Raw genomic sequence first — 11831 nt, forward strand, 5'->3', positions numbered from 1 at the left:
TCTATCACGCTGTGGGGGCGCATGACGCGCCACGCAGATACAACCTGCGCCACGGGGCGTCAGCAAAGCGTTAGGAAGACATGCGCCACCCAAAAAGACGCAAAAAACATTGAGGCACGACCCGGCACAGCCCTGACGGACTGCCGCCACGTACTTCTTGTGGACACTCGCCAAAGCTGCTATGCTGCTGGGCATGAAAGAGCTTGACCCACACACGATTCGCCCTTGCCTCGCTTGCGGCGGCACCAATGTTTATCTGGAATCCATGTTGCCACCAGGAAGGCGGCAGGAAGTCTGGCGGGTGGTTTGCTCATGTGGACAGACCTCACAGCAATGGTCTGTCTCGCAGGGGGCGGCCATCCGGGCCTGGAACCGCAACCTGGCCAGCGCCAATGAAATGGACGCCAGCCCCGCGCCTGTGGCAAACCCGCGTCCGCCCCTCAAGCCCTGAAGCATCTCGGGGCAAGGATTTTTCTGAAAATCCTTTGCAGAGCAGTTAACTCATTTCATTGGTAAACTGCTCTAGCCGGAAGGTCGGGACTTCATCAAGCCCGCAAAGCCGCTCTACAGCACGCTGCACCAAGGCCGCCATGCGGCTTTTTGCGTATGGTCTGGTCGCCAAAGTCTGGCACGAAGCCTGATCGCGAAAGTCAGCCTGCAAAAAAAATCAGACCTGACAACCCCTGACGCGCGCGCACTGCGGGCAAGGCTCTGCCCCCTGCGGGCAACGCAGTGCCGCCTCTGGCAGGCTTCGTATCCGGCGTATCCGGCGTATCCGGCGTTTTCGGTGTGGCGTTCGTGTCCGCCATCTCCGGTGTATTCGGCGTAACCGGCGTAGCTGTCATATCCGGCGCAGCGCTCGCAGCACCCGCGCGGGATTATTGCCACGGCCCTGTAGCCGCGCAGCCCAGGCCGTCCTGACTGGCCCAGCCCTGCTTCCGTCTCAGTCCTGCTCCCGGCCCAGCCCTGCTCCCTTCCCAGTCCAGCTTCCGGCTCAGTCCAGTTCCCGCCCCACCCACACGGCGCGCCCTATAACGCGCACGAGATCAGCTAGCTGTTCGCCGGTATCCGCCTCTATGGGCGCATAGTCGGGATTGAAGCTTGTCAGAATGAGCCTGCCCGGCATGGCGTTGACCACCTTGAGGTACACCATATCTTCCACGCCCACCGCATAGATGCGGCCCGGCACGGGATCGCGCTGCCCCTGGTCTATGAGCACAACGTCATTGTGCATGATCTGCGGTTGCATGCTGTCGCCCGAAACGCGCAGAAGGACCATCTGCGATGGGTTGCCCTTGCGGTGGAGAAAATCCCAGCGAAAAGCATAGTGCCGCAGCACCTCGCCGCCCGTTTCAAAGCTGCCCCTGCCAGCGGAAAGCCTGGCTTCCACCATGGGCACCATGACCAGCCTGGCCTCGCCCGCGCCGCCGTCGTCAACGGCCTCCTTGCCAGCCAACAGCCAGTCAAGGGAACAGTCCAGCGCCTCAGCCAGACGCACCGCAAACTCGCCCTTGGGCATCTGCCCTTTTTCGTATTGCTGAATGGTGGTCAGGCTTACCCCTACCTCGTTGGCCACATCCTGCTTGTGCAGGCCAAGAGTCTCGCGCCGCTGGCGCAAACGCTGCGCGAAGATTCTGGACAAATTCACTCCTGCTGCTGTTTTCATGGCGCTTCCATTGGCAAAAGTACCGTTTTAAAACTTTTCTTTAAAAACTCTTGAAAGGTTTTATTCACCCGCCCAGACCATATCCACTTTTTCTCGATCTTACAATCTTTTCTTTTAAAACAGCGCAAAATCGCAGCGTATAGCTAGGATTTTTGCCCTAAAATCTGGCCTTATGTAAAATAAAACATATAAATAACAGCATTATAAATCTTTTCTTTTAATTAAAAACTTTTCCCTTGCTCGTTAAAATAAAAAATTATAAATCTTCCCATAGCACGACATTCCATATTCACTTCAGGGAGCATAGCATGTCAGAATTTAATAACAACATCGAAACCGTAAGCGCTGTGCTGGACATTTTGCAAAACAACGCCCTCCCCGCCCAAAAACCTGTGCTGCGCCTGCTGGGTGACCACCTGCGTCTGCTTGTCCGCTGCATGGACGAAGAGGCGCTCTGCCCGCCGCACATGCCCTCAGGCACGCCCACGCCCGGCACATCCCGGCTGGCCGCATTCCCGCCCGTTACGGATGCTTCGCGCCTGGCGGAGAGTTCGCACATGGCGGCCGCTGACGGAACCGCGCGGAGATTTCAAGAGGTGGGTCATGTACGCCAGTAGCGCATCCGGCGCGGCCCCTGCCCGCATTTACTCTTCTGCCCGCACGGCCAGCGCCGCGCCCACGCCCCAAGGCAAAACACCGCGACCAGCGGCTTCTGGCGGGCGGCGTTCGTGGGGACAGGCCCTGCTGAAGGCGGATCAGAAAAAGCGCTGGCAACAACTGCTGGAGCATTTGCCCGAAAACATGCGGCAAATATGGCATGCCCTGGGTGGGCAGGAAAAAGGACGGCTGGACGACCTCTGGCGACTGCTTGATACCTATGGCGGGCAGACCATCCGTGTGCCCGCCGTCATACCTGCGGAGCGCCATCATCCCCTGTGCCGCCGGTTGGGGAGGCGCTGCGCGGCCAGACTGGTGGCGGCCTTTGGCGGAACCCCGCTGTACGTGCCGCGCTGTTCTTCCGTGCTCACCAAACTCCGCCAGCAGGAGATCATTGAGACCTTTTCCCGCCATACCGCACAGGGCACAAGCAGCACCGCTGCCGTGGCCTGTCTGGCCCGGCGGCATGGGCTGTCTGACCGTCAGGTATGGAAAATCCTCAAAAAAGTGGCCTCAGCTCCGGCGCAGGGCCATTTGCTCCACGAGTTCAAAGAACTGGGCACACAAAAAGAAAATCAAGATAACCATCTGCAATAAATAGTAAAAACACCAAACTGCACAGGCAAAAATATTTATAAGCCCGCGAAATCGTGGGCTTTTTTTATTTCATTTTTGGCCTGAAAGGGGGGTCTGCACAGTCCCGACCCGCGCCAGCCGGGGAAATAGCGGTGCTGAACCCGTTCAGTCTTACCGCGAGCCGCCTTTTTGGCATGTTGTACCCACGCCGCCGATGACGGAGGCGCAACGCTCACAGCCATCATGACCGGGAGAACATGCCATGACCGCATTTTTTCAAAAAGCCCACGACTTCACCGCCCGATGGGAAGGCGGCCTTTCCGACCATCCCGCTGACCCCGGCGGCCTGACCATGTACGGCGTTTCACTGCGCTGGGTTCAGGACCTGGCCCGCCAGGCCCGCGAGGACTGCCTGCGTCAGGCCCGCAGCTGTGACGGCTGCTCCGATGCGCGCACCCCCAGGTGCGGCTATGCCAGCCTTGATATGGACATGGACGGCGATGTGGACGCTGACGACATCCGCGCCTGCACCAGGGCGCAGGCCGCCGCTCTGTTCAAAAAACACTTCTGGGACAAGCTCGGCTGCGGCGGGCTTCCCCTGCCCCTGGCCGTGACCCTGTATGACGGCGCCGTGAACATGGGCCCGGCCCGGGCCGTGCGCCAGATGCAGCGGGCCATGAACACTGTGGGGGAATCTGAGCTCGACCGCTACGTGCCCATTGCCGAAGACGGCATCATGGGGCCGCGCACGGGCCAACTGGCTGAGGCGCTGGAACAGGGCGGCAAACACTGGTTCGCGGCCCGTCAGGTACTGCGCCTGCGTGATGCTTTTTACCGTGACCTTGCCGCGCGGCGGCCCTCCATGCAGGTGTTTCTGGCGGGGTGGCGCAACCGGGTCAAAGCCTTGAACCAGTATCTGGCTGAACTGGAAAGGGAGGACGGCTGATGTGGATGTTGCTTGGCAAACTTCTTGGCGGCCTCACGGGCCTCGCGGACAGGATCGTGCCCGACCGCAACCGGCAGAACGAGGCCCAGAGCCGTATCAATGAGGCTGAGGTTTCTGGCGCGCCAGCCAGCCGCATGCGCCTGTGGCGTTCGTTTCTTGGCTGGGTGCTGGCCCTGCTGTTTTGCTGGGAGGTCGTAGGGCGTCTGGTTATCGTGCCGCTGTTTTTCGCCGGATGGGGCGACAAACTGCCGCCCTCGGCCCTGGATCAGGTCATGGCCCTTCTTTTGGGCATGCTGGGACTGGGATTTTGACAGGGGCGACGCGGCTGCAAAAAACGACGCCCTGAAAAAACGCGACCGACACGTCCAAGCCCAGATAACCAGCCCCCTGGCTATTGCATCCTGAAAGCCCGCGCCTGGAAAGCCGCATGCAACACGCGGCGCGGCCCACGGGGCTGCGGTACTGCGAGACTGCGGGACTGCGGGACTGCGGTAGTGCGGCATGTTCAAACGCAGCACAATGGAGATCATCATGACTATGGATATTTTTTCTTCATCCGGCGCATCCCTGCTGGTGCTTGGCGTTCAGGGGCTTTTTGCCTGGGCGCTCTGGAGCCTGCGCCGCGCCTTTGTGCGGCAGGACGACTACCTTTTGCACATACAGCGTGATGCCCGGCGCGAGGCCGCCGCCTGCCGCCGCATCAGCGCTCTGGAAGAAACCCTGCGCCTCACGCCGGACAATGCCGATCTGGCAGGCCTGCACAACGAACTTTCGACCCTGCGCGGCGAAATACAGGCCCTGAACATTCGCATTTCCGGCCTGGATCGGCTTCTGGAACGGCTGGAACACAGTCTGGAACGGCAGGAGGACCGCCTGCACCTCATTCCGCCTGTCCGGCAAGGCGCTTTTTTGCGCACGTCCGGCATTGGCGCCAATGGAGAAAACCACTGATGCCCGCCTCAAGCCCTCGCAGCAGAAAAACGCGGAAAAGCTCGCGCCTGCTGGACAGCCTGGAGCAACGCCTTGATCTGCTCACGCGCACACTGGGCGAGGCTGAAATTGCCGGAAAAAGCATTGATATCGTCAAGGAAATAAAAGAGCTGCACGCAATTTTACGTTCATTGCGCGAGGAAGACGCGCCCGATGCGCCGCCCAAGGTCGTGGTGGTGTGGGGCGGCCCGCCCAGTTCATCGTCTGGCAAGGGGTCCTCGTCAGAAGCCACCGTGGCCCCTTGACAGATGTCTTCTGGCAGACGGCCCCAGGCTGACGACCTTCTGGCAGGCTGCCCCCTGGCAGGCAGGCGGATCCCAAACGAGCTGGCCTCACTGCAACGTGAATCCTTTGAACGCCAGTCTGATCCAGACCACACAGGAGGCTTCAACGCTTATGCCGCATGTCATCCCCTACAGTCCGCGCCCCCTGCAATGGCAGTTTCACGAGGAGCGCAAGCGCTTCTGCGTGCTGCTCTGCCACAGGCGTTTCGGCAAAACCGTGGCGGCGGTCAATGATCTCATCCGGCAGGCGCTTGTCTCTGGCCGTGAAGACTGGCGGGCCGCCTATGCCGCGCCATTCCAGGGGCAGGCGAAAGCCGTGGCCTGGGATTACTGCAAGCGCTTTGCCGGAGCCATACCCGGTTCGCGCTTTCTGGAAAGCGAGCTTGTATGCGTTTTGCCCACCGGAGGCCGCATACGGCTGCTCGGCACCGAGAACGCCCCTGCCCTGCGCGGTCTGTATCTGGACGATCTTGTGCTGGACGAACCCGCCGACATGCCGCGTCAGGTCTGGACGCAGATTTTCCGCCCCATGCTGGCAGACCGTCTGGGCCGGGCGCTGTTCTGCGGCACGCCGCAGGGCACGGACAACCTGCTTTACGATGTCTGGCAGCAGGCCGGAGCCGACACGGAAGGGTTGTGGTCGCGCTTCCGGTTCCCGGCCTCGCTGACAGGCTACCTGCCCCAGGTTGAACTGGCGGCCGCGCGGCGCAGCATGGACGAAGCCGAATACATGCAGGAGTTTGAATGCTCCTTTGCCGCCGCCGTGCGCGGGGCCTACTACGCGCCCCTGATGGACGCCGCCGACCGCGAGGGCCGCATTATCCCGCTGCCCTGCGCGCCGGAACTGCCCGTGCACACGGCCTGGGATCTCGGCATGGATGACGCCACGGCCATCTGGTTTTTTCAGGTGGAGCCTTCGGGCCAGTGGCGCTTTGTGGACTACTACGAAGCATCGGGCGAGGGCCTTGCCCACTACGCGGGCGTGCTGGCCCAAAAGGCGCGCCCGGCAGGGCAAGCGCCGCTGGACGGCCAGTCTGGCATGGTGGGCCGGGGCTTTACCTACGGCACGCATCTGGCCCCGCACGACATCCGCGTGCGCGAGCTGGGCACAGGTCAAAGCCGGTGGGAAAGCGCGGCTCAGCTGGGCATCCGCTTTACCCTGGCTCCGTCCCTGAGTCTGGCCGACGGAATTGACGCCGTGCGCCGCCGCCTGCCCCGCTGCTGGTTTGACGCCGTTTTTTGCGCGGGGGGCGTCAAGGCCCTGCGGGCCTACAGACGGCAATGGCGGCCAGGGCAGCAGGCGGCAGGTTCCGGCCCCCTGCACGACTGGACAAGCCACGCGGCAGACGCCCTGCGCTACGCGGCCACGGGATTTCGTCCGCCACAGGACGCGCATGGCGGCCAGCGCCGCGCCAAAACCCATTACGATGTCTTTGGAGGCTCCTGATGCTTCTTAACTATGCGCCAGCCGTCAGCCGAGCCCAGCGGGACGCCATCTTTTTACGCATGCAGGCCGAGGGGCTGCTTAACTGCGCCATGAGCGCGCTTGCCGCGCCCACGCTGGCTGACTGGCGGCGCATCACTTCGCCCCGGCGTGGGCTGCTGCTCTGCTGCCACGCTGCTGAAGACAACGACCCCCGAGGCAAGAGCGGGCCCGCGGCGCAACCCAGATACGATTTGACGGCCAGCCCCGACCCCAACGGCCCGGACAGTCAAATGGTTCCGTGTGGGTTGTACGCAAGTGAACTGGCCGCAAATGAATTGTCCGCAGGTATGCGGCCCTCCCGCACGACACAGCGCTCATCTGCTTTGGCGGCGCTTTCTGACGCCACCGACCCCGGCGCTGCGTCCATGCTGGGCTGCGCCCTGTTCACACCGCGTCGGGGCAAGGTGTGGGAGTTTGACTTCACCACCTTCCGCCCTGCCGCGCATCTGGCCGTCCGCATGGCGCACGGCGGCCTGGCCTGGGCTTTCGCCCATCTGGACTGCGCCGCCATTGCGGGCCTGTGCCCCGCGCCCAATCGCCACGCATGGCGGCTGGCCGAAGCTTGCGGTTTTCACGTCATGGGCCGCCTGCCGCAAGCCTGCTGGCACGCCCGCAAACAGTGTCATGTGGACGGCGTGCTGGTGCTCTGCACGCCGCGTGATCTTGCAGAACGAACAAGAGCCAGGGAGGCCGTTATGGGTTTTGGTGGAGGTTACAGTTCCCCCAGTGTTCCTGAAGTTACCCCCGCGCCCAAGCCGGAGGTGCAAAAATCTGTCACAGAGGCTGCCACCGCCGCCCGTCAGGCGCAGAAGGACAAGGCCAGCAAGGCCGCAGGCATCAACGCCTCGGTCTACACAAGCCCGCTCAACCGGGCGGACGCCACGCAAAAAACCCTGTTGGGGCAATAGACATGTTGCGGTCATCCTACAGTACGACACTGCCGCCGCCGTCCGGGGCAGTCACTGAACGCACGGACGGCGAGCGGGACTATCCGCTGGTGCGCGCGGACGTGCCTTCTCTGGCCCGCAGGTATCAGGCCCTTTTGCGCCGCCGTGCCCCCTGGGACACGGCATGGCAGAGCCTTGCCGACCACTTTCTGCCCACGCGCTGCCGCCTGCGGCAGCAGGGGCAGGAGGATCAGGAAGGCCCCATGCTCAACAGCGGCCTTGTGGACGCCACGGGCATTCTGGCCATGCGCACGCTGGCCGCCGGACTTCAGGGCGGCCTGACCAGCCCTGCCCGCCCCTGGTTCCGGCTGGGGCTGGACGATGCGGATCTGGCCCGCAGCCGTCCCGGCCAGGCATGGCTGGACGAGGTGGCCGCGCGCATGCGCGCTGTCTTCCACCGCTGCAACTTCTACAACGCCATGCACACCCTGTATGCGGAGCTGGCGACCTTTGGCACGGCCTTTACCTTTGAACTGGCTGATCCCACGCAGGGCTTCCGCTTTATGCCGCTCTGCGCCGGCGAATATGTGCTGGACTGCGACGCCGCCCGCAAGGTGGACACGGTTTTTCGCCGTTCAAGCATGACGCTGCGCCAGATCGTGCAGACCTTCGGCCTTTCCGCCCTGCCCGAATCCCTGCGCGAGGCGGCCAGCCGCAACGCGGACGAAAGGCGCAGCGTCATTCAGGCCGTGTATCCGCGTGTGGACTGCCAGCCCGGCATGCTCGCGGCCATGCACATGCCCGTGGCGTCGGTCTACTGGCTTGAGGGACGGGACGGCGGCGAACACCCCTTGCGTGAATCGGGCTTCAGGCATTTTCCCGGTTTCGGCCCGCGCTGGGATGTGGCGGGCAATGACGTATACGGGCGTTCGCCAGCAATGGACGCCCTGCCCGACTGCCGCATGCTGCAACAGATGGGCATCACCACGCTCAAGGCCATCCACAAGGCTGTGGACCCGCCCATGAGCGTGTCGGCGGGCTTGCGCTCCGTGGGGCTGGATCTGACCCCCGGCGGCATCAACTATGTGGACAGCGCCCCCGGCCAGAGCCCGCAGGCGGCGACGCCGCTGCTGCAGGTCAACCCTGACCTGTCCACAGCCCGGCGCGCTATGGAATCCGTGCAAAACCAGATCAGGTCAGGGCTCTACAACGACCTTTTCAAACTCATCCTTGAGGGCCGCAGCGGCGTGACCGCCAGCGAAATAGCCGCCCGTGAGGAAGAAAAGCTGGTTCTCATCGGCCCCGTGCTGGAACGCCTGCACGACGAACTCTTTATCCCGCTTATGGACAGAACGTTTGAATGCATGCGCGAACTGGACATGCTGCCCCCCTGCCCGCCCGAACTGGCAGGGCGACGCCTCAAGGTGGAATTCGTCTCACTGCTGGCTCAGGCGCAAAAACTGGTGGGCGTCAGCGCGGCGGACCAGTATCTGGCCCTGACCCTCAGGGCTTCCTCGGCCTGGCCCGAGGCTCTGGACACCGTCAACGTGGACCATCTGCTCGACAATTACGCCGACAGCCTCGGCCTGCCCGTGAGCCTCACACGCTCCCTTGAGGAACGGGAGCAGATGCGCGCCGCCAGAGCCGAAGCCGCACGCAATGCGGCCCTGACAGATACCCTGAAACAGGGCGCGGACCTTGTGCAGCGGCTTGCCCAAAGCCCGCTCACTGACCCGCAGGGCAGGCAGGGCACGGTACTTGACGGCCTTGTGGCCCTGCTGGGGCGTGCGGCCCAGACGCAGACCAACGGGGCTGTCGGGACTGGCGTTACTGGTGGGACTGCCGAGTTTGGCGGGATTGGCGGGATTGCCCGGGTTGGCGGAGCTGGCGAGTTTGGCGGCCAGGAGGCAAAAAGCATTCCCCCGGCCCCGAATGCTGCGGAAGAAGCCCGGCGTGACGCGCCGCAGGAGACGCCCTGATGGACATATTCGCCCCGTACGAACAGGCGCACCGGCAGGAAGGGGAAGCCCGCCAGCGGATGGAGGCGGCAGAGCGCCAGCTGCGCGACGCCGTCAACAGTCTCATGGCCCAGCGGCAGGGGCGACTGTTCCTGCGCTGGCTCGTCCACCAGTGCCAGTGCTTCAGCGCCCTGAATCTTGCCAATGGCGACTGCGGCGCACCGGGAGCGCATGATGCCGTGCGCCTCAGCTTTGCCGAGGGCCGCCGCTATGTGGGCATGACCCTGCTGCACCTTGTGCAACGCTCCGACCCCGGCAATTTGCCGAAACTGCTTGAGAACAGAGAGGATGAACATGACATATGACGCTTTTACTCCCGCATCGGCACAGAACAGCACTCCCGGCGCTGCATCGGCAAACGCTTCGACAGGGGGAAACACCTGGCTCGGCGTTTCGGGCAGTTCCGACGCTACGGCAAATTCTGGCGGGCATGGCGGCCAAAGCAGCCATGGCAGCCATGGCAGGATGACCGGCAGCGCGGCAGGCTCTGCCGTTGACCAGAATTCCGGCTCCAATTCCGGCCCCAATACAGGGCATGGCTCCGCCCCAAAAGAGGGCCAGAACCCGGATCAGAATTCGGCCCAGAACGGCAACGCCGCCACAGGGCAGGAACTGCTTAACCGCCAGATAGAGCAGCACATGCGCCAGCACGAAGCCGCCCGGCACGAGCAGTGGCAAAAGCAGGTCAGCCAGTGGCGTGAGGAAGTGGCGCAGGATCCGCAGCTTGGCGGCGTTCATATGGCCGCCAATGTGGCCCGCGCCCAGCTGGCTCTGGACCGCTTTGATCAGGGCAGGCACATCGGCAGGCTGCTTGAAGAAAGCGGCTATGGCAACCACCCGGAGGTGCTGCGCTTTTTCAACCGGGTGGCTGACGCGCTTATGGAAGACAGCCTGGTGCGCGGCGAGCCGGGCGGCGGCATGCCGCCCCTTGAGGAACGCATGTACGCTGGCTGGAGCTCACGCAAGTAGCCCGATCCGCCCCCTCCTGAACACGCTGCTGTTGTAAGCGGAGTTTTCCCGCCTGCCATCAGGCCGCCATGGGCGCTTGGCGCACAAGGTTGCGCATTCGAGTGGCATCGGTTTGCGCACCCTGCGGGCAGGCAATCATCAACATCCTGCTCCAAGCAGAAATCCTTTCTGCTGCACGCTCACGGCTTCAGCAGGCGCTCCACCACTGTTTTCTGTGGCGCGGCTCTCCCTTTTTGTCCATTCACCTTTCTACATACGAGGCAATCATGTCCAACTCTGCGGGTCTTGTGGTTTCTCTGGCGGAAATGGAACAGTTTTACCGTGGCGACAAGGCCGGTCAGATCATCGAGCTGATGAACAAGACCAATGACATTATGGACGACGTGCTCTGGATGGAATCCAACCAGAGCGACGGGCACCTCACCCGCATCCGCACGGGCCTGCCCGAAGTCTACTGGCGCAGGCTCTATCAGGGCACGCCGCCCTCCAAATCCCAGTGGGGGCAGGTCAAGGAGGGCTGCGGCATTCTTGAGGCCATCATGGAGCTGGACGTGGAAGAGCTGCGCCTCTACGGCAGCCGCGACAAGGCCTTCCGCATGAGCGAGGGCGTGTCCTTTGCCGAAGCCATGCGCCAGAAAGTGGCCGCCACGCTTTTTTACGGCAACAGCAACCTCAACCCTGATGAATTTAACGGCCTGTCCATGCGCTATCCCGCGCAGGACGCCAAAAACGTGCTGGACGCGGGCGGGCGCGACGAAGGCGGCTGCACCTCGCTCTGGCTCATTTCCTGGGGCGCGCAGGCCGTACACGGCATCTACCCCAAGGGCAGCACCGGCGGTCTTTCGCACGAGGACCTCAACACCTACATGGCTCAGGACCCCGACGGCCGCAAGTATCAGGTGGTGGGCGACAAGTACAACTGGCGCTGCGGCCTGGCCGTGCGCGACTGGCGCGCCGTGGTGCGCGTGGCCAACCTGCCTCTGGCCGCCCTTGGCAAGCGCAAGGGCCAGAGCGGCTTTGTCGACCTGCAAAAGCTGACCATCGAGGCCAAAAACCGCATGCCCCAGCACCTGCGCCAGAAGGCCGTGTGGTACGCCAATTCCGATGTGCTCACGGCGCTTGAGCTGCAAAATTCCGACGCGGGCAACGTGCAGCTGCAGTACGGCGAGTTCTTTGACTCCAAGGCTGTTCCCGTGCTGCATGGCCGCCCCGTGCGCCAGTGCGATGCTGTGCTGGCCAGCGAAAGCGTTGTGTAACCTGGCTTGTGACAGCAAAGAAACCTGCGCCAACGGCGTTGTCGTATCGTCTCATGCCTGCGGGCACGGCGGCTGAAGCTCTGCCCATCAGCCCGC

14 protein-coding genes are annotated in these 11831 nt (G+C 63.0%); 13 read left to right on the forward strand and 1 reads right to left on the reverse strand.

The window, feature by feature from the left end:
- Positions 1-181 precede the first annotated feature (181 nt).
- Positions 182-451, forward strand: coding sequence for a hypothetical protein (locus BCS36_RS01840; RefSeq protein ID WP_291301226.1), 270 nt, complete (start codon positions 182-184; stop codon positions 449-451).
- 543 nt (positions 452-994) lie between these two features.
- Here the strand turns inward: BCS36_RS01840 and BCS36_RS01845 are convergent.
- Positions 995-1666 (reverse strand): S24 family peptidase, encoded by a 672-nt coding sequence (locus BCS36_RS01845; RefSeq protein ID WP_291301227.1) that lies wholly within the window; start codon positions 1664-1666, stop codon positions 995-997.
- A gap of 308 nt (positions 1667-1974) precedes the next feature.
- On the opposite strand from BCS36_RS01845, the gene BCS36_RS01850 reads away from it, so the two are divergent.
- The 12 genes from BCS36_RS01850 (at position 1975) to BCS36_RS01905 (ending at position 11735) form a co-directional block, all read left to right on the forward strand.
- Complete coding sequence (locus tag BCS36_RS01850; protein ID WP_291301228.1) at positions 1975-2283, forward strand: hypothetical protein; 309 nt, start codon at positions 1975-1977, stop codon at positions 2281-2283.
- Positions 2270-2920 (forward strand): Mor transcription activator family protein, encoded by a 651-nt coding sequence (locus BCS36_RS01855; RefSeq protein ID WP_291301229.1) that lies wholly within the window; start codon positions 2270-2272, stop codon positions 2918-2920. The genes BCS36_RS01850 and BCS36_RS01855 overlap by 14 nt, the downstream gene beginning before the upstream one ends.
- A gap of 241 nt (positions 2921-3161) precedes the next feature.
- Complete coding sequence (locus BCS36_RS01860) at positions 3162-3845, forward strand: glycosyl hydrolase 108 family protein (RefSeq protein WP_291301230.1); 684 nt, start codon at positions 3162-3164, stop codon at positions 3843-3845.
- Positions 3845-4156, forward strand: coding sequence for a hypothetical protein (locus BCS36_RS01865; RefSeq protein ID WP_291301231.1), 312 nt, complete (start codon positions 3845-3847; stop codon positions 4154-4156). The genes BCS36_RS01860 and BCS36_RS01865 overlap by 1 nt, the downstream gene beginning before the upstream one ends.
- A 220-nt stretch (positions 4157-4376) precedes the next feature.
- Positions 4377-4796 (forward strand): hypothetical protein, encoded by a 420-nt coding sequence (locus BCS36_RS01870; protein WP_291301232.1) that lies wholly within the window; start codon positions 4377-4379, stop codon positions 4794-4796.
- Positions 4796-5080, forward strand: coding sequence for a hypothetical protein (locus BCS36_RS01875; RefSeq protein ID WP_291301233.1), 285 nt, complete (start codon positions 4796-4798; stop codon positions 5078-5080). Before BCS36_RS01870 ends, BCS36_RS01875 begins: the two co-directional genes overlap by 1 nt.
- Before the next feature lie 97 nt (positions 5081-5177).
- Positions 5178-6566: a hypothetical protein gene (locus BCS36_RS01880; RefSeq protein WP_291301234.1), complete on the forward strand. Its 1389-nt coding sequence runs from the start codon at positions 5178-5180 to the stop codon at positions 6564-6566.
- Entirely contained in the window at positions 6566-7513 is a 948-nt protein-coding gene (locus tag BCS36_RS01885) for a hypothetical protein (RefSeq protein ID WP_291301235.1), read from the forward strand. The genes BCS36_RS01880 and BCS36_RS01885 overlap by 1 nt, the downstream gene beginning before the upstream one ends.
- 2 nt (positions 7514-7515) lie before the next feature.
- Positions 7516-9471, forward strand: coding sequence for a portal protein (locus tag BCS36_RS01890; RefSeq protein ID WP_291301236.1), 1956 nt, complete (start codon positions 7516-7518; stop codon positions 9469-9471).
- A complete protein-coding gene (locus BCS36_RS01895) occupies positions 9471-9815 on the forward strand; it encodes a hypothetical protein (RefSeq protein ID WP_291301237.1) in 345 nt (114 codons plus the stop codon). Before BCS36_RS01890 ends, BCS36_RS01895 begins: the two co-directional genes overlap by 1 nt.
- Complete coding sequence (locus tag BCS36_RS01900) at positions 9805-10479, forward strand: hypothetical protein (RefSeq protein ID WP_291301238.1); 675 nt, start codon at positions 9805-9807, stop codon at positions 10477-10479. Before BCS36_RS01895 ends, BCS36_RS01900 begins: the two co-directional genes overlap by 11 nt.
- 266 nt (positions 10480-10745) lie before the next feature.
- Complete coding sequence (locus tag BCS36_RS01905; RefSeq protein ID WP_291301239.1) at positions 10746-11735, forward strand: major capsid protein; 990 nt, start codon at positions 10746-10748, stop codon at positions 11733-11735.
- The last annotated feature ends 96 nt before the right edge of the window (positions 11736-11831 follow it).

This window comes from Desulfovibrio sp. MES5 (assembly GCF_002237645.1).
In the GTDB taxonomy this organism is placed as follows: Bacteria; Desulfobacterota; Desulfovibrionia; order Desulfovibrionales; family Desulfovibrionaceae; genus Desulfovibrio.